The 16252-nt window shown below is 64.5% G+C and carries 15 protein-coding genes and 1 pseudogene; 2 read left to right on the top strand and 14 right to left on the bottom strand.

Features of this window, described 5'->3' with window-relative positions:
• The first annotated feature begins 88 nt into the window (after positions 1 to 88).
• A complete protein-coding gene (locus tag CS1BSM3_RS17020) occupies positions 89 to 631 on the top strand; it encodes a hypothetical protein (RefSeq protein ID WP_072388896.1) in 543 nt (180 codons plus the stop codon).
• Between the two features lie 14 nt (positions 632 to 645).
• Here the strand turns inward: CS1BSM3_RS17020 and CS1BSM3_RS17015 are convergent, their stop codons facing one another.
• The 7 genes and pseudogenes from CS1BSM3_RS17015 to CS1BSM3_RS16990 all read right to left on the bottom strand — a co-directional run bounded on the left by CS1BSM3_RS17015 (position 646) and on the right by CS1BSM3_RS16990 (position 7756).
• A complete protein-coding gene (locus CS1BSM3_RS17015; RefSeq protein WP_072388894.1) occupies positions 646 to 1032 on the bottom strand; it encodes a hypothetical protein in 387 nt (128 codons plus the stop codon).
• Positions 1019 to 1510: a hypothetical protein gene (locus tag CS1BSM3_RS17010; RefSeq protein WP_072388892.1), complete on the bottom strand. Its 492-nt coding sequence runs from the start codon at positions 1508 to 1510 to the stop codon at positions 1019 to 1021. Before CS1BSM3_RS17010 ends, CS1BSM3_RS17015 begins: the two co-directional genes overlap by 14 nt.
• A 103-nt stretch (positions 1511 to 1613) precedes the next feature.
• Complete coding sequence (locus CS1BSM3_RS28645; RefSeq protein ID WP_244540631.1) at positions 1614 to 3065, bottom strand: aldehyde dehydrogenase; 1452 nt, start codon at positions 3063 to 3065, stop codon at positions 1614 to 1616.
• Between the two features lie 381 nt (positions 3066 to 3446).
• Positions 3447 to 3923: pseudogene (locus CS1BSM3_RS28640) on the bottom strand (ATP-binding cassette domain-containing protein); the annotation flags it as partial.
• Positions 3916 to 5595 carry a branched-chain amino acid ABC transporter ATP-binding protein/permease gene (locus tag CS1BSM3_RS17000; RefSeq protein ID WP_072388889.1) on the bottom strand — a complete coding sequence of 560 codons (1680 nt, stop codon included), beginning with the start codon at positions 5593 to 5595 and terminating at the stop codon, positions 3916 to 3918. The gene CS1BSM3_RS17000 and the pseudogene CS1BSM3_RS28640, both read right to left, overlap by 8 nt.
• Positions 5592 to 6467, bottom strand: coding sequence for a branched-chain amino acid ABC transporter permease (locus CS1BSM3_RS16995; RefSeq protein ID WP_072388886.1), 876 nt, complete (start codon positions 6465 to 6467; stop codon positions 5592 to 5594). The genes CS1BSM3_RS17000 and CS1BSM3_RS16995 overlap by 4 nt, the downstream gene beginning before the upstream one ends.
• A gap of 80 nt (positions 6468 to 6547) precedes the next feature.
• A complete protein-coding gene (locus tag CS1BSM3_RS16990) occupies positions 6548 to 7756 on the bottom strand; it encodes an amino acid ABC transporter substrate-binding protein (protein ID WP_072388884.1) in 1209 nt (402 codons plus the stop codon).
• 195 nt (positions 7757 to 7951) lie between these two features.
• Between CS1BSM3_RS16990 and CS1BSM3_RS16985 the strand changes: the two genes are divergently transcribed.
• A complete protein-coding gene (locus CS1BSM3_RS16985; protein ID WP_083528670.1) occupies positions 7952 to 8911 on the top strand; it encodes a helix-turn-helix domain-containing protein in 960 nt (319 codons plus the stop codon).
• Positions 8912 to 8920: 9 nt separating this feature from the next.
• On the opposite strand, the gene CS1BSM3_RS16980 is transcribed toward CS1BSM3_RS16985, so the two are convergent.
• The 7 genes from CS1BSM3_RS16980 to CS1BSM3_RS16950 all read right to left on the bottom strand — a co-directional run bounded on the left by CS1BSM3_RS16980 (position 8921) and on the right by CS1BSM3_RS16950 (position 16016).
• Positions 8921 to 10102, bottom strand: coding sequence for an aminotransferase class V-fold PLP-dependent enzyme (locus tag CS1BSM3_RS16980; protein ID WP_072388880.1), 1182 nt, complete (start codon positions 10100 to 10102; stop codon positions 8921 to 8923).
• Positions 10103 to 10116: 14 nt separating this feature from the next.
• Positions 10117 to 10725 carry a glutathione S-transferase family protein gene (locus CS1BSM3_RS16975; protein WP_072388878.1) on the bottom strand — a complete coding sequence of 203 codons (609 nt, stop codon included), beginning with the start codon at positions 10723 to 10725 and terminating at the stop codon, positions 10117 to 10119.
• A 166-nt stretch (positions 10726 to 10891) separates the two neighbouring features.
• The gene (locus CS1BSM3_RS16970) at positions 10892 to 11674 is read right to left on the bottom strand and encodes a phosphodiesterase (RefSeq protein WP_072388876.1); all 783 of its coding nucleotides are present in this window, start codon (positions 11672 to 11674) and stop codon (positions 10892 to 10894) included.
• A 71-nt stretch (positions 11675 to 11745) separates the two neighbouring features.
• Positions 11746 to 13011 (bottom strand): ABC transporter substrate-binding protein, encoded by a 1266-nt coding sequence (locus tag CS1BSM3_RS16965; RefSeq protein ID WP_072388874.1) that lies wholly within the window; start codon positions 13009 to 13011, stop codon positions 11746 to 11748.
• Positions 13012 to 13046: 35 nt separating this feature from the next.
• On the bottom strand, positions 13047 to 13886 hold the full coding sequence (locus CS1BSM3_RS16960; protein ID WP_072388872.1) for a carbohydrate ABC transporter permease: 840 nt from the start codon (positions 13884 to 13886) through the stop codon (positions 13047 to 13049).
• Positions 13883 to 14809 carry a carbohydrate ABC transporter permease gene (locus tag CS1BSM3_RS16955; protein ID WP_083528667.1) on the bottom strand — a complete coding sequence of 309 codons (927 nt, stop codon included), beginning with the start codon at positions 14807 to 14809 and terminating at the stop codon, positions 13883 to 13885. The genes CS1BSM3_RS16960 and CS1BSM3_RS16955 overlap by 4 nt, the downstream gene beginning before the upstream one ends.
• Positions 14802 to 16016, bottom strand: a complete 1215-nt coding sequence (locus CS1BSM3_RS16950; protein ID WP_072388868.1) for an ABC transporter ATP-binding protein — start codon at positions 16014 to 16016, stop codon at positions 14802 to 14804. Before CS1BSM3_RS16950 ends, CS1BSM3_RS16955 begins: the two co-directional genes overlap by 8 nt.
• Between the last annotated feature and the right edge of the window lie 236 nt (positions 16017 to 16252).

Here is a 16252-nt window from a genome sequence, read left to right as displayed (position 1 = left end):
TGCGACAGCTGGCAGGAGCGACAGTTATTCGGTCCCTCCAATTCGCCTAAACTCCACCTCGATCAAACTTTGCGGATCGGAGGCAACCATGTGCGACCATTCCCGCGACTATGAGCACAGAGGCGACGCAGAGTGGCTCGGCGATCGCGCCGGCGCATCCGACGGAGACGGAGGTGCACAGGCCTCCGGCTGCGCCTCGCGAAGCGCGCTCGAAGCCACGATCGGGCGGGCATTCCACATGCGCGTGCTGAAGGAGATTGCCCATCTCTCGCAGAACTACCCGACGCTCCCGCTCATCCTGACGGAGAACAAGATCACCATTCCGTGCACCGTGCCCGACGGTTTCGCGATGTCCATTCAAACAGAGCGCGGGCGTTACGTTGTGCGCCTCGGCGAATGGCGTGACGAGCATGTGCTTGCGGCCGAAGCCGTGGAGCTGATCGAGTCCGCGTTGCGTGGGGAGATCCGCCTGCGCATCGACCTCGATGCGCGCGGCCAATATTGCACCGCTGAACGGAAGATCCCGAACGGCGAATGGATCAGCCTGCCGTTTTTCGAGGACACGGCCAAAAAGCCGGCGATGGTCGGTGCGGTCCGCACGCTTTATCTGCGCAATGGCCCGCTGCTCTGAGCTTGCCCCGCCAATTAGTGCAGCTCGACGGGATCAATCCGTATGTGCCGGCCGTGCGTGTCGAAGAAGCCGGCATCATTGAGGACCATGCGGTTGACCGTCACCTCGTCAATGCGCTCCTGCAAGCGCGCTTTGGCAACGAGATCGATCAGTGGGCCGCCACCGGGCGGCGACTCCGGGAAGACGGCGAACGCATCCCATTTGCGCCGGGAGGCGTCGAGCATGGTCTTCATGTCCTTCCAGCGCACCTCGTCGCCGATGACATGGACGTACGAGCAGGAGATCAGGTCGACCTTGTCGCTGCCGAGGTTGATCAGCAGAATGAGCGCGGTGAAGCCGTTCGTCGCCGCGTACTGCTCGACGATCCAGCGCTCGAACTCCGCGCCCTTAGAATTCGACAACGGGAAACTCCTGCTTTTCCTGGTCGAGAATGGCGAGGTAGTTCGAGCCGAATTCCGCCTCGTACCAGCGCTCGAACTCGGCAAGTGCCGCAGCAATATCGGGTGATGGCGCGGCAACGACAGCAGCTTCCGCTTCGGCGGGCGGCGGCTTTACGGCAGCCCAGATGGTGAGCGCAACCGGCCGCCACGCGGCGACAATGCGCTTTGTCTGCTCGCTCTCACCATGCCAGCCGAATTCGGACCGCAGCACAGTCGTCTGCGCCGCGACGGCCTTTTCTTCGTCTCCGGTGCTGCGCGCCGCTTTCAGCATCAGCTCGGCAAGCGAAAGGCGACGGTAGGCATACTGGCGCGCGCGTTCGCGCTTCTCGATCTCACGGCCGATATTATCGCGGAAGATGTACTCCTCGCGCTGTGCTGCGGCGGCCGACTCGGCAAGCGCAGCCAGGAATTGATCGTCGCGAACGCGTCCTTGATCCATCGAGAATTCAGCCTCTCCACCAACGTGGAACCGGGCGTGAGATATCAGGCCCCGTGCCACGTACTGGCGTAGACACTGGCTCGCGAATGATCAAGAGGGATCGTCAGAACGGATAGGGCCGCGGCCCGGTCTGGATGGTGATCCAGCGCAGCTCCGTGAACTCGTCGATGGCCGCCTTGCCGCCAAAGCGCCCATAGCCCGAGGCCTTCATGCCGCCGAACGGCATTTGCGGCTCATCGTGTACGGTCGGCGCATTGATGTGGCAGATGCCGCTCTCGATACGGCGCGCGACGGCGAGTGCCCGCGCGATGTCTCTGCCGAAAACCGCGGCGGCGAGACCATATTCCGTATCATTGGCGACGCGGATGGCCTCCTCCGTACTGCCGACGCGGACGACCGTGACGACCGGGCCGAAGCTCTCCTCGCCATAGATGCGCATGTTCGGCGTGACATGATCGACGATGGTGGCGGGCAGGATCGTGCCGGGCATGACGCCGCCACACACGAGCTTTGCGCCCTTGGCGATCCCGTCGGCGATGAGCGCGTTCACGCGGTCGGCAGCCTGCGAGGCGACAAGCGAGCCGAGCACGACTTCGCCCTTGCGCGGATCGCCCGAGGGGAGCGTCCTGGCCTTGGCGGCGAACTTTTCGACGAAGGCGTCGGCCACTTTCTCGTCGACGACAATGCGCTCCGTCGACATGCAGATCTGGCCCTGGTTCATGTAAGCGCCGAAGGCGGCTGCTTTCACGGCCTCGTCGAGATCCGCATCATCGAGGATGATGAGCGGCGCCTTGCCGCCAAGCTCAAGCAGAACGCGCTTCAGGTGCTTCGCAGCGATCTGTGCGATCACGCGGCCGACGCGCGTCGATCCGGTGAAGTTCACGCGCCGGATTGCCGTGTGGCCGATGAGCGCTTCGACAATCGATTGCGCATCTTCCGGCGCGTTGGTGACGACATTGACGACACCGTCACCGAGGCCGGCCTCGGCGAGGCACTGGCCAATCAGGCGGTGAACGCCGGGGCTCACCTCGGAGGCCTTCAGCACGACCGTATTGCCGCACGCGAGCGGCATGGCGACTGCACGCACGCCGAGGATCACGGGCGCATTCCACGGCGCGATGCCGAGCACGACGCCAACAGGTTCGCGCAAGGCCATGGCGAGGTTGTTCGGCTTGTCCGTTGGGATGACTTCGCCGGCAATCTGCGTCGTCATGGCCGCGGCCTCGCGGAGCATGCCCGCTGCCAGCATCGCGTTGAAGCCGGCCCAGCCCGCGGTAGCGCCGACCTCGGCCATCATGAGCTTGGTGAACTCCTGCGCCTTCGAGGCGAGGATGTCGGCCGCCTTGTTGAGGCGCGCGCGCCGCTCGCTGGGTCCGAGCGCAGACCAGGCGGGGAAAGCCGCTGCGGCAGCATCTGCGGCGGCAAGCGCATCCTCCACGCTTGCAGCAGCGACGGTGCTCGCCACCTCGCCGGAGATGGGATTGCTGCGCTGGTAGACGGCATTCTGCGCTGCCGGGCGGTCCTTGCCGCCGATGAGAAGGTTGATCGCGTTCATGGGAGCTGCCTTCCCTTGCTCAGTGGACTGTGACTGAGATTGGTCATCGATAGGAACAAGCGGCGTCGCGGACGCGCGCGCGATGCGCTGCTGCCCGGGTAAAGCGAGGCTCTCAGCCTTGAGTGCCCGCGGCGGGGTGCGATGAGTACCGGCGCCACCGAGAAACGCGTGCTGCACGGCGGCATCATCGGCAAGCGCGGCGGCGCGCCCCTCGCCCGCGATGCGGCCATTCTCGATGATGTAGCCGCGATCGGCGATGGCGAGGCTCGCGCGCACGTTCTGCTCGACGAGGAGGATGCCGAGACCGCTCGCGCGCACGCGGCGCAGTGCCTGGAAAAGCTCCTTTGTGAGCAGCGGCGACAGGCCAAGCGAAGGCTCATCGAGCAGCAGCAGCTCCGGCGCCGACATGAGCGCGCGACCGATCGCCACCATCTGCTGCTCGCCGCCCGACATAGTGCCGACAGCCTGACCGAGACGCTCTGCGAGGCGCGGAAATACGGCGAGCACGTCGGAGAGCATCTTCTGCTCGCCGGCCCGCGCGCGCGCCGCGTAAGCGCCGAGCAGGAGGTTCTCGCGCACGGTCAGCTCGGCAAAGATGCCGCGCCCCTCTGGGACGAGTGCAATGCCGGCTTCGACGATCTCGTGCGGCTGAAGCTTCGTCAGATCCTGACCGGCGAGCGTGAGCTTCGAGCCCTTCGCCGGCGCGACGAGACCGGCAATAGCCTTGAGCAGCGTCGTCTTGCCGGCGCCGTTGGCGCCGAGGACGACAGCGACCTCGCCCTTGTCGAGACGCAGAGCGACCTCGGACAAGGCGAGGTGCTTGCCATAGGAAAAAGAGAGATCGACGATCTCAAGCATCGTCCTCTCCCAGATAGGCGCGCACGACCTCCGGCTCGGCGAGCGCGAGGCGTGGCGTGCCGTGCGCGATCACGCGGCCGGCATTCATGACGACACAGCGATCGCAAAGCGCATGGATCGCGTCCATGACGTGCTCGACCATGATGATACTGAGGCCGTCGAAGCGGAGCGACTGGATGAGGGCAATGCCCTCCTCGAGCTCGGTCGGATTGAGGCCGGCAAGCCACTCGTCGAGCAGCAACAGCTTCGGCTCCAGAGCGAGTGCGCGTGCAAGCTCCAGGCGCTTCTGGTCGATGTACGTGAGTTCGGATGCGGGCACCGCGGCACGATGCTCGAGACCCACGCGGGCGAGGAGCGCGAGGGCTTCCTCGTGCGCGGCGGCACCCGTGACGTGACGCGCGCGGAAGGCAAAGCCTGGGATGACGTTCTCGACCACGCTCATGGAGGGCAACACGCGCACGAGCTGGAACGTGCGCGCCACGCCGAGCCGCGCGATGGTCTCGGGATTGGCACCGTTGATCGGACGGCCCAGATAAAAGATCTGACCGGCATCGGGCTTCAGTGCGCCCGAGATCAGGTTCAGAACGCTCGTCTTGCCCGAGCCGTTGGGTCCAACAAGACCGATGATCTCGCCGGGCCGCACATCGAAGCTGACGCTATCGACGGCGCTCAGGCCGCCAAACGACTTCTTCAGATCGGAGATCGTCAGCACATTCGGATCGCGAGGCGCGCGAGACGGCAACATCGCAACCGATCGGCTCGCCGCAGGCCGCCAATCCTCGATGAGGCCGATCACGCCGCGCGGAAGGCCATAGACGATCAGGATGAAGACCGCGCCGAGCAGGATGGAATAGGCATTCGGGAAATTCGCCTGCAGGACCTCGAACAGCAGCACGAGCGGCACCGCACCGAGCAGTGGGCCGAAGAGCGCGCCCGCGCCGCCGAGCAGCGCCATGATCACCACCTGGAAGGAGATCATGGAATTGAAGGCGATGGCCGGATCGATGTACGTCCAGCGCGGAGCCATGATCGCGCCCGCAAGGGCCATGATCGCCGAGCTGATGGCGAACAGCACGATCTTCGTGCGCGTCGTGTCGATGCCGCTGTGGCGCGCGACCACCTCGTCCGCACCGATGACGCGCGCGGCCAAGCCAAGGCGCGAGCGTCCGATCAGCCATCCGATGACAAGCACGGCCACGGCGAGCGCCAGGAGCTGCCAGTAGATGGTCGACTGCGGCATGCCCAGAAACAGATAGCGCCCGACAGTGCCGGCGACATTCACCTCGTACCACGTGACGAGCTGGCGGATGAGCTCGGTGAGGCCGAAGGTGAAGATGACGAAATAAACACCAGAGAGCCGCAGCGTCGAGAGCCCGACGACGAGGGCGACGGCGAAGCCTGCCAGCGTCGCGGCGACGAGCACGAGCGGCCAGGGCACGCTCTCGGCCATCATGGCCGCCGTGTAGGCACCAATGCCGAAGAAGGCCGCGCTCGCGAGCGAAATGTAGTGCGTCGGGCCCGAGAACAGCGCCCAGGCCGTGGCCAGGATCGTGAAATTGAGCATGCCGATCGCGAGCGCCAGAACATAGCCGCTCGCGACGAGCGGCAAACCGGCGAGCAGGAGAGCCGCCAGAACCGCCAGCGCAATGAGCGGGGCCCGCGCGAGGCTCATCGCACGGCACTCCCGAACAGACCCTGCGGCCGCACGAGCAGCACGATCATGAAGAGCGCGTATGTGACGGCGAGCGTGAGGCCGGGATCAACGAGGCGCGTCACGCCCGTCTCGATCACGCCGAGCGCGAGGCCCACGACGAGCGCGCCCAAGACATTGCCGACGCCGCCGACGATGACCACGATCAGCGCCTTCATGGTGAAGACGACGCCCATGGACGCATTGAAGGTCAGGAACATGCTGACGAGCACGCCGCCGGCGGCGACCATTGCGCCGCCCAGCGCAAAGGCAAAGGCCGATGCCGTGCGCACATCGATCGCGACGAGGCTGGCAGCGGTGGGATTGACGGCGATGGCGCGGATTGCCGTGCCTGTGCGGGTGCGCGTCAAAGCCAGATAGAGACCGACGCCGATCAGCCCGGCAAAGATGAACGCTATGACGCGATTGAGGGCGAGCGTCGTGCCCAGAATGGAGACCGGCACGGAGAGATAGCCATAGCTGTAGTACTGGCCGCCGAACAGGACGAGCGCGATGCCCTGCACGATGAACAGAAGACCGAACGTGGCGAGGATACTATCCACTTCGAGCTGACCGCGGCTCTTCGCGCGCCGGACGAGCGGCGTCAGCAGCCAGCGATAGATGGCCCAGTTCGCGAGGAAGGCGAGCGGCACCGCGAGGATGAGCCCGGCGAGCGGGCTGATGCCGATGGAGCTATAGAGCCAGAAAGCGAGGAAGGCTGCGCCCACGAGGAACTCGCCATAGGCGAGGTTCATGATGCGCGCGACGCCATACTGCAGCGTCAACCCCATGGAGATGAGCGCGTACATGCCTCCGAGCACGAGGCCCGAGATGAGGATGTCGAGCAGCAGCATGATTTGGGCCGTCTGATTGCTGGAGCCCCGACCACTCTCCCCCGAAAGCGGTCAGGGCTCCAGCTCCCTCTATCCCGTTACTACTTCCAGGCCGGCTTCGGGAACAGCGGCGCCTTGGCGCCCTCATAGCTCGTCGGTGCGAGGCCGACGAACTCGCCGTTCTGCCACTGCCCGACCCACCACACGATCGGCATGATGTTGTCGGCAAGCTTGATCTTGCCCATGATCGTGTCGAACGTGCCCGTCTGCAGCTCTTTGATGATGGCGGCATTGTCGATCTTGCCGACGCGCTCGATGGCCTGCTGCAACATCTGGAGGCTGACGTACGTGACGGGGCTCGCCCAGCGGTCGGGCTCGCGGCCGATCACTTCGGTGTGGCGCTTGAAGTAGGCCTGGAGCGCAGGGCTGTCGACATTCCAGCCGCCGACGCCCATCACGCCCTCGGCGGCCGCGCCGAACTTGCCCTTGAAGACTGGGAAGGCCGTACCGACGGCCGTGTAGTAGACCTTCGGGTTGTAGCTGAGCACGCGCGCCGCGTCGGTGATCGCGATCGTATCCGGCGGATAGCTGAAAGCGACGAACGTATCGGCACCGGACGCCATGGCATCCTTCAGGAGCGCCTGCATATCTTGCGTGCCGATTGGATAGGTCTTATCGAGCGCGATCTCGAGACCTGCTGACTTGAAGGCGGCGCGGGCGGCCGTCGCGAGCTCGATGCCGAAGGCGTCAGCTACGGAGATCATCGCAACCTTGGCGCCGATCTTGTTCTCGGCCTTGAGCTTGCCGAGGACTTCGGAGAGCGCAACTGCGCCTGCTTTCGACGGCCCGAGGAACCAGAAGCTGTTCGGCCAGCGCTTGGCCATCTCGGGCGCGCGGTCGGTTGCTGCGGTCACGGCGAGATGCGGATAACCGAGGCGGTTGAAGGTCGGGCCGACGGCGAGGTTCAGACCCGTGCCCCAGGGCGGCAGGATGATATCGACCTTGTCCTGCGTGCCGAGGCGCTCGATGGCCTTCACGGCCTCCTCGGAATTGGAGCGGTCATCGTACTCGACGACCTCGATCTGCAGCTTCTTGCCGCCGACCGTAATGCCGCCCGCCGCGTTCACGTCCTTCACCCAGAGCTGGTAGTTCGGCAGGGTCGTCACACCGGCGCCGCCGGCAAAGGGGCCGGTCTTCGAGATCGCGTAGCCGATCCTGATCTTGTCCTGTGCGTGCGCGAGACCGGCGTGGCCCGCGAGCGCCGACACGGCTGCAGCCAGTGCCAGGCGGCTGAGTGACTTGCGCAGCATACCGAAGATCCTCCTCAAGCGTCGGCCGGCCGGACCTTGGGGTCGGCAAGGCGGGACGCGCTTCCTCTCTTTGGAGCCGGGCTCTTCTAGCGATCTGTCGGGCCCGTGCTTGACTGAGTGAACATCATGTGGTGGCCTACGAAAATGGACAAAACTACCAAAAAGATGCACAAAACATTGTCTGTAGGCCCTCCGATGCGGCAACGGTCGGCGCTTCGCGGCAATGGTGCGTCCGACCCATCCGCGCAGGCCGAGCGCCCCGCGGAGATCATCGCGGCGCGCCTTCGCTCGGTCGTCGTTGAAAGCCACTTCGCCGCGCGGGAGTGGCGGCTTGATGCCGGCACCTCGAGCGGGTTCGACCACTGCCTTATCCTGCAGACCGGCGAGGCCTGGCTGCACCTCGAAGGCGAGCACCTGCACGTGCTCGGCCCGGCCTTCGTCTGGAGCCCCGCCCATTCGGCCGAGCGGCTCGTCATCGAGGCGGGCGGCAGCGGTCACATCATTCACATCCGCCGCGATCTCATCGAGCAGACCTTCCGCCAGATCCCCGAGGCCGGCGAGCTCATCAATCTGCTCGGCGCGGAGCAGCCTCTGGCGCTCGCCATCGAGGCCGAGAGCGCCGTCCGCCTGACGCGTCTCCTCGCGCTCATCTCAAACGAGCTGCAGGAGCCGCGCCCGGGATCGGAGACGGTGATCTCCTCGGCGCTCCTCATCTCGTTCGTGCAGCTCTGGCGCCACGTCGGCGCCCGCGCGCTCGCACTCGGCGAGACCGTCGGGGCTGCGGCGCTGCTCATGCGTTTCCGCCAGCTCGTCGAGGAGCGCTTTCGCGAGCAGTGGGCCGTCGCGCGCTATGCCGAAGCGCTCGGCGTCACGCCGGGCCGGCTTCATGCGATCGCCACGCGCACGCTCGGCCGCACGCCGCGCGCGCTCATCCAGCAGCGGCTCATCTACGAGGCGGCCGTGCGGCTGGAGCGCTCAGCGATCACGATCAAGCAGCTCAGCTACTTGCTCGGCTTCAGGGATGCGGCCTACTTCAACCGCTTTTTCGCCAAGCAGGTGGGCATTCCGCCCGCTCGCTATCGCCGCGCGATCGTCCACCGCAATGTCGCGGGACACGCGCCGCCCATTCCCTTCACGTTCTACGATTGGCCTTAGGCGCCCGCGCTATCGCGCACCGAGCGCCGCGACGGCACGCGCGAGGCGTAACACCTCGTCCTCGCTGTTGTAGTAGTGCGGCGAGGCGCGCACGATCAGGGGCAGGGATCGCGCGGTTGCATCGAGAAGCGTGCTCGACGGCTGCGACGTCGTGACGTTGATACCTTGCGTTTTCATGCGCGCGTGCACTTCCGAAGCATCAAAGCCGGCCACAGTGAATGTCACGATGGCGGCACGCTCGGCCCCGATATCGTGGATGGTGACACCGGGGATGCGTGCCAGCTCGTCGCGCATGAGGTCCGCGAGCATCCTGCAGCGCGCCATGATCGGATCCATACCGATCGACAACGCATACTCGATCGCGACGCCGAGCCCGAGGCGCGCCGCGTAGTTGTTCTCCCAGTTCTCGAAGCGTCGCGCATCGGGGCGCAGCTCATAGCGGTCTGTGGCAACCCACGGCGCGGCGAAGTGGTCGATGATCGGCGGTTCGAGACGCAGCATGAGCTCGCGGCGCACATAGAGAAAGCCCGTGCCGCGCGGACCTCTTAGGAACTTGCGGCCCGTTGCCGAGAGCATGTCGCAGTTGAGCTCGGCCGCGTCGACCGGCATCTGCCCGACGGCTTGGCAGGCATCGAGCAGATAAGGAACGCCGTGCTTGCGCGCGATCTTGCCGACGGCAGCAGCCGGGTTCACGAGCCCGCCGTTGGTCGGCACCCAGGTGATGGCAATGAGGCGAACACGATCGTCGATCATGCGCTCGAGCGCCTCGACGCTGAGGGCGCCGGTCGCATCGTTCGGGATGACTTCAACGACCGCGCCCGTGCGCTTGGCGACCTGAAGGAACGCGACGTAGTTCGCCGCATACTCCGCCTGGGCTGTCAGGATGCGGTCACCCGGCTGGAATTGCAGGGCATAGAAGGCCATCTGCCACGCGACCGTGGCATTCTCCATGAGCGCGATCTCATCGGGCGCGGCATTCAGAAGGCGCGCGACACTCCCGTACACGCCCTGGAGGCACTCGGCCTGCTCGTCGGCGGCCTCGTATCCGCCGATCTCGGCCTCGCGGCGGAGATAGCCGGTCATGGCATCGAGCACTGGCGTCGGCATGAGCGCGGCGCCGGCGTTGTTCAGATGGACGCAATGGTTCACGCCGATCGTTTCGGCGCGCACACGTTGAAGATCAATGCTCATGCCGGATTCGATTTCTATGTTGAGGCGGGGTGCGTTGCGGCAATCGATGGCATCGCCCGCAGACGCTCCGCGAATTGCCTCAGGTGCGGATTGCTCGCTTCGAGGTCAGCCATTTTGCTGTCCCTGGCAAAGTCGAGACCGACGAAGAGCAGCAAGTGCGCCATGGTCAGCGGCCCCTGCATGATGGGGTGCGCGACGTCCTCGTTCCAGCTAGCACCGAGGCGCTCGGCACGCGCCACCTCATGCTTGAGGATGGTCGGCGAGCGCTCGTCCTGTGGCCGCCGCATTTCGCGCACCCACACCGAGACGCCGTCCGTGAAGCTCCTCGCTCGTGCCTCGAGGCGGCCATAAGCCCAGGGATCAGCCGATTGTGGTGCGCTAAGGCGCGGCGCCCCGTCGAGCGCGTCGAGATAGGTCGCGATCAGGCCGCTGTCCTCCATGCCCGTACCATCGGCGAGGACAAGGTATGGCACGCGCCCGGACGGATTGATCGCGTAGTACGGGCTGTTCTCTTCGCGCGTGCGCGCCGTAACGAGCTCGATGCGCGACGAGAGGCCTTTCTCGAGCACGACGATCCGCACGACCCGCGCGAATGGAGACGTATTGGTGACGTAGAGCCTCATGGCTTTCCCCACTGGCGGAGGCATCCGTCCCTACTGGCATTCAGACATTGTCAGGAAGAAGCAGGGGGATCTTACTGACCCGAGATGGGGCGCGACAATACTTAAATCCGCGCGTCAGCTTCGCGCAGGCTCGTGAAGCATTCCATGCACCAGCCGAGCACCGACGCTAAAGCCGGAAGGTGTTCGTCCGATCGAGGAAGTTGTGCAGATGGACGACCGAGCGGTCCGCCTCGAGGAAGATCACGGCATAGGCCGGCGGCTCGTGACTGCCCGGCACGACGCCTTCGATGACGAAGTCGAGAGCAACCTGATGGTTCGTCGCCGGCAGAACGGAATAGGGAATACCCATCCACGTGCCGCTGATCGGACGGTGCAGGTGCCCCATGAACAGGTGCCTGATGTTGGTCCGGCCTTTGAGGACGTCGCCGAGCCGCTCTCCGTCGCGGAGCCGGTTCACGTCCATGCGCTTGAGGCCCACCGGGAATGGATGGTGGTGGACGAAAAGATAGACCGGGCTGCTCCCGGCGCGATCGAGATCTTGCGAGAGCCACGCCGCGCGCTTCTCGCAGAATGAGCCATAGGGCACACCCGGCTCGTTGCTGTCGAGGCAGATGAAGCGCCCGGCGGGTGTGTCGAAGCCGAACTGGATGAAGCCGTTCGGGTCCTGCGGCCGGGAGGGAAATGCGGCCTTGAAGTTCTCGCGATTGTCGTGGTTCCCGATCATCAGATGATAGGGAAGCTGCAGAGTGTCGAGCAGTGCGATCAGGCGCTCGTACGCTCCGGGATGACCGGTGTGTGCGAGATCGCCCGTGAAGACGACGAAGTCCGCATCCGCGTGATGCGCGTTGACGTCGGCAATGCACGCAGTCAGCCGCTCGTAGGGATTGAGCCCGTAGAGGTCACCACCGTCGGGAACAAGGTGCACATCGGAGATCTGCAGGAACTTCATGATCGATGTCGCTTACGGCTACCGGTGAAAGTCGCCAGGCTGGCACGGAAGCCAGCCTGGCAATCGAAACATCACTTCGGAAGCAGCTTGCCGACATCGTCGCTCATGGCGGAGAGCGCTGCTTTCGGCTCCGCCGACTTGTCGACGACGGTCTGCAGGCGATCCTTGATCGTCGAGATGATCTTCAGGTTGTTCTCGCCAGGGAAAGCGTACCAAGCCGTCATGAAGGGCTGCTGCGCCAGAGAAGTCAAATGATTGGGCCGCGTCTCATAGAACGACTTGAGCATCTTGGGATCGTTGGCGGGCACCGAGTTCGGCGGCATGTAGCCCGTGCCCTTCACCATCATCGTGGCGCCTTCGGCCCCGGTAATGAACTTCATGAAGCGCCACGCCGCGGCCTGCTTCTCCGGCGTCGAGGCGAACATCAGCGCAGCGGCACCACCCGTCGGCAGCTTGGCATTGGGGCCCGGCACCGGGAAGGTCGCCGTCCGCCACTTGAAGCGGCCGCCGACGCTGTCGTCAGCGACGCGCAGCAGCGACGTCGACTCGGTCCAGATGCCCATCTTGCCGGCGAAGAACGTCGAGCGCGCAGCTTCGTGCGCGAGATCGGGCATGTTGCCTTCGCGCACGAGACGGCCAAGCAGCTCGATGGAGCGCTGACCGGCATCGCCATTGAAGGCGACCGCCTTCTCGTCCGCACTCATCATCGCGCCGCCGTGGGAGAAGACGAGCGCCTGCCACAGCCAGTTACCGGTGATCTGCCAGGAGTGGTACAGACCGACGGTGTCGTTGCCGAGCGCCTTGATCTTGTTGGCGAGCTCGATGATACCGTCCCAGGTCTTGGGGAAGTTGTTGGGGTTGCCACCCGCCTTCACCACCAGATCCTCGTTGAAGTAGATGATCGGCGTGGAGACTGCGAAGGCGAGGCCGTACGGCTTACCGTTGAAGGTGCCGAGCGCCATCATGGAGTCAGAGAAGCCGTCGCCCTTCCAATCCTTCTCCTTGGCGATGAAGGGGCTGATGTCCACGGCGATGCCGCGGTCGACGAAGAGCCGCTGCATGTTGATGGCCTGCAGCGCCACATCGGGAAGCTGCTTGGTGATCGCCTGACGGAGTGCGGTCTGCGCCGCGTCCTCATACTCCTTGTAGGCGGGACGATAGGTGACAGTGATGTCGGGATTGGCCTTCTCGAACTCGGTCTTCAGCTCGGCAAAGACCTTGTCGAAGATGAAGCCGAGCGGATACTGCACCTCGAGATTGATCTTGGTTTGCGCGAGCGCGAGGCTCGGCAGCAAGATCAGCGTCGCTGAAAGGACGAATCGCAGAAACCTGGACATGGTCTTCTCCTGAACGTTCCACGTGCCTGTGAGTCTCACGCCTTCATTCCGGTGAGGGTAATGCCTTCGATGAACCGGCGCTGCGCCAGCAGGAACGCGATGACGAGCGGCGCGATCGAGATCGTTGCCGCCGCCATGAGCGGTCCGTAGCTGGTGCCCTGATCGTTGAGTCTGAAGAACGCGACACCAAGCGGCGGCGTGTAGAGCGCCTGGTCTGCGACAACGATGAGAGGCCAGAAATAGTCGTTCCAATGCGCCACGACGGAGAAGATGCCGAAGGCCACGAGGGCCGGCACCGCCGTCGGAAGCATCACGCGCCACACGATGCCGATCTCGCTCATTCCGTCGACGCGCGCGGCGTCGATCAGGTCGTCCGGCACCGTCATGAAGAACTGGCGCATGAGGAAGATGCCGAACACGGAGATCGTGAAAGGCAGAATGAGCGAGGCGTACGTGTTGAGCAGTCCGGCCTTGTAGAACATGATGTAGGTAGGAATGGCTGTCGCGTGCACAGGGATCAGCAAGCAGAGAAGTACAAGGCCGAGGAAGGCCGAGCGCCCGCGAAATCGCAGCTTCGCCAGTGCATAGGCCGCCGGCAAATTGACCAGCACCTGCAACAGGAAGATGACAAGCGTGACGATCACGCCATTGAGCAGGAAGCGCAGCATGGGCACGCGCGTCAGCGCCGCCGTGTAGTTCTCGACGGCGGCCCACGTGTGCGGAATGATCCTGATCTCCGCCGACAGGATTTCACTCTGCGTCTTGAACGAGCAGAGCACCATCCACACGAACGGCGCGACGATCACCACTGCCAGCGTCATCAGCACGACGTGACGCAGGATGCGCGCGAAAGGCCCGAGGCGGTTTCCGGTCATGCGTAGTGCACCCGCTTGTCGAGGACGAAGACTTTGAGGGCCGACAGGGCCAGCACGAACACCAGAAAGACGACGGTGACGGCGGAGGCATATCCACTGCGGAAGAACTCGAAGCCTTCCGAGTACATTGTGTAGAGCAGGACCTCGGAAGCTTTGTTAGGGCCGCCCTTCGTGAGCACCTGTACGGTATCGAAAACCTGGAATGAGCGGATCGCCGTGATGACGACGACGAACAACGTCACTGGCCCCAGCATCGGCCATGTGACGAGCCGGAAGCGGTCGATGGCGGAATTGGCGCCGTCCACGGCGGCAGCCTCATAGAGATCCTTGGGAATCGAGGTGAGGCCCGCCATGAAGAGCACCATGTTGAAGCCGAGGCTTTGCCAGATGCCGATCCCGCACAGCGTGAACAGCACGACCGACTGGTTCTGCAGCCAGTCGATGCGACTGAGGCCGAGAGCCTTCACGAGCTGATTGACGATGCCGAACTGGGGATGGAGCATGAACTCCCACACGATCGACATGGCGATCAGCGTCGCCATCACGGGCAGGAAGTAGATGGCGCGGTAGAAGGTCCTGAGGCCCCGATCGGCCTCGATCAACAGTGCCGCGCCGAGACCGAGCAGCACCGAGCCCGGCACCGTGATCGCGACATAGAGCAGCGTGTTCGTCAGCGATTTCTGGAATACGCGGTCCGAAAACATCTCCGCATAGTTCTTGCCGCCGACGTAGTTCAGCGTCGCGGCGCCGAGCTGATAGTCGGTGAGCGAGAGCAGGGCGACGCACGCCAGCGGTCCGATCAGGAACAGCACGATCAGGACAAGCGCCGGTCCGGCCAGAACGGCCGCAACTGCTCGATGCCCATGGCGGCGGGATGGCACGCCCGCGACGCCCGTGACAGGCTGGCTGGCGTCTCTAGACATGGGCGTGCTGCTCCACACTCGCATCGGATGACGCAGAAACACGCCGGCCACGATCGTCGAACACGAGCACGCGCGCGGGCGGCAGGACCATGGTGAGCTGGTCACCCAGGCTTGGCGTGAGGGCAAGAGCCGGGTCGTGCCTCATGACCACGGGCGCCGGCGCGCCTTCGACGCCGACGTGGACAAAGATGTCCGCCCCGAGATTCTCCACGTGCACCACACGGCCGGTGACCGTCGGAGCGTCCGTATGCGCTGTCGCCGAAAGTACGTGTGGTCGCGCTGCGATATCGACGCGCGCGCCGGCCGGGAGCGTGGTGCGCAACCGCAAGCGAGCGCCCAGAACATCGATGCTGCCATCGCTCTCGATCGTGCCGGGCAGCACGTTGATGGCCGGACTTCCTACGAAGCGGGCGACGCTCAGGTCATTGGGATTCTCGTAGATCTCCTTGGGCGGGGCAACCTGTAGCGCCGTGCCCTCCATCATGACGACGATGCGGTCGGACATCGTCATGGCTTCGGCCTGGTCGTGCGTGACGTAGATGAATGTGGTGGCGAGCCGGCGGTGAAGCTGAGCGATTTCGGCGCGCATGTGCACGCGAAGCTCGGCATCGAGATTGGACAGAGGCTCGTCCATCAAGAACACGCGCGGCTCGCGCACCATGGCGCGGCCAAGAGCAACGCGCTGCTTCTGGCCGCCCGAGAGCTGCCGAGGCTTCCGCGCCAGCAGCTCCTCGATGCGCAGAATGCCGGCGACAGCGCGCGCTGCCTCCTTGATCTCGCCTTCGGCACGACGCGTGCCGGGGTGCAGGTAGCGCGCGCCGGGCAAGCGCTGGAGCATATTGAGCCGGCTCAAACGCAGAGGCATGGAAATGTTATCCAGCACCGACAAGTGCGGATAGAGCGCGTAGGACTGGAAGACCATCGCGATGATGCGCGCTGCAGGCCGCAGATGATCGACGACCTGCCCATCGATGGAAACCGTGCCCCAATCCTGTGTCTCGAGGCCTGCGATGATGCGCAGGAGCGTGGACTTCCCGCACCCCGATGGACCGAGAATAGTCAGGAACTCACCAGAAGCGATGTCGAGCGAGATCTGTTTGAGAACGTTCTGCGCGCCGAAGCTTTTGGAGATGCTTTGCAGCGAGACGGCCCCCCTGCGGAGCCGCGCACCACTTCCGGTGAGAGGGCCTGTCGCGGCTCCGCTCATGCCTCGGTGCTCCCTCTTTATTCTTAGTGCCGAATGCTTATCGATCCGGTCGCGCGGGCCCGCGCAGCGCAAAATCTAGGCTGAACCAAGAAAGCTCGGCAAGCCTTCTGTGGCGCGCGCCCTGCCTTTGCGATGCACAATTCGCGATACGCCGACGGAGGATTGGCTCATGCTGCATTGCGGCCGTCGGTGTATTCGAAGCTCGCGACAGTATTGCTACAAGCGCGCGGTATGCG

Origin of the sequence: Hyphomicrobium sp. CS1BSMeth3 (assembly GCF_900117415.1) — a bacterium.
Lineage (GTDB): Bacteria > Pseudomonadota > Alphaproteobacteria > Rhizobiales > Hyphomicrobiaceae.
This window is presented reverse-complemented; position numbering and strand designations above follow the sequence as displayed.

Bases quoted from the DNA above. Each gene is read 5' to 3' on its own strand.
- CS1BSM3_RS16995 (WP_072388886.1), bottom strand. From the start codon at position 6,467: ATGCTGCTGCTCGACATCCTCATCTCGGGCCTCGTGCTCGGAGGCATG.
- CS1BSM3_RS28645 (WP_244540631.1), bottom strand. From the start codon at position 3,065: ATGAACGCGATCAACCTTCTCATCGGCGGCAAGGACCGCCCGGCAGCG.
- CS1BSM3_RS16960 (WP_072388872.1), bottom strand. From the start codon at position 13,886: ATGACCGGAAACCGCCTCGGGCCTTTCGCGCGCATCCTGCGTCACGTC.
- CS1BSM3_RS17000 (WP_072388889.1), bottom strand. From the start codon at position 5,595: ATGAGCCTCGCGCGGGCCCCGCTCATTGCGCTGGCGGTTCTGGCGGCT.
- CS1BSM3_RS16950 (WP_072388868.1), bottom strand. From the start codon at position 16,016: ATGAGCGGAGCCGCGACAGGCCCTCTCACCGGAAGTGGTGCGCGGCTC.
- CS1BSM3_RS17010 (WP_072388892.1), bottom strand. From the start codon at position 1,510: ATGGATCAAGGACGCGTTCGCGACGATCAATTCCTGGCTGCGCTTGCC.
- CS1BSM3_RS16980 (WP_072388880.1), bottom strand. From the start codon at position 10,102: ATGAGCATTGATCTTCAACGTGTGCGCGCCGAAACGATCGGCGTGAAC.
- CS1BSM3_RS16955 (WP_083528667.1), bottom strand. From the start codon at position 14,809: ATGTCTAGAGACGCCAGCCAGCCTGTCACGGGCGTCGCGGGCGTGCCA.
- CS1BSM3_RS16975 (WP_072388878.1), bottom strand. From the start codon at position 10,725: ATGAGGCTCTACGTCACCAATACGTCTCCATTCGCGCGGGTCGTGCGG.
- CS1BSM3_RS16990 (WP_072388884.1), bottom strand. From the start codon at position 7,756: ATGCTGCGCAAGTCACTCAGCCGCCTGGCACTGGCTGCAGCCGTGTCG.
- CS1BSM3_RS16965 (WP_072388874.1), bottom strand. From the start codon at position 13,011: ATGTCCAGGTTTCTGCGATTCGTCCTTTCAGCGACGCTGATCTTGCTG.
- CS1BSM3_RS16970 (WP_072388876.1), bottom strand. From the start codon at position 11,674: ATGAAGTTCCTGCAGATCTCCGATGTGCACCTTGTTCCCGACGGTGGT.
- CS1BSM3_RS17020 (WP_072388896.1), top strand. From the start codon at position 89: ATGTGCGACCATTCCCGCGACTATGAGCACAGAGGCGACGCAGAGTGG.
- CS1BSM3_RS16985 (WP_083528670.1), top strand. From the start codon at position 7,952: ATGCGGCAACGGTCGGCGCTTCGCGGCAATGGTGCGTCCGACCCATCC.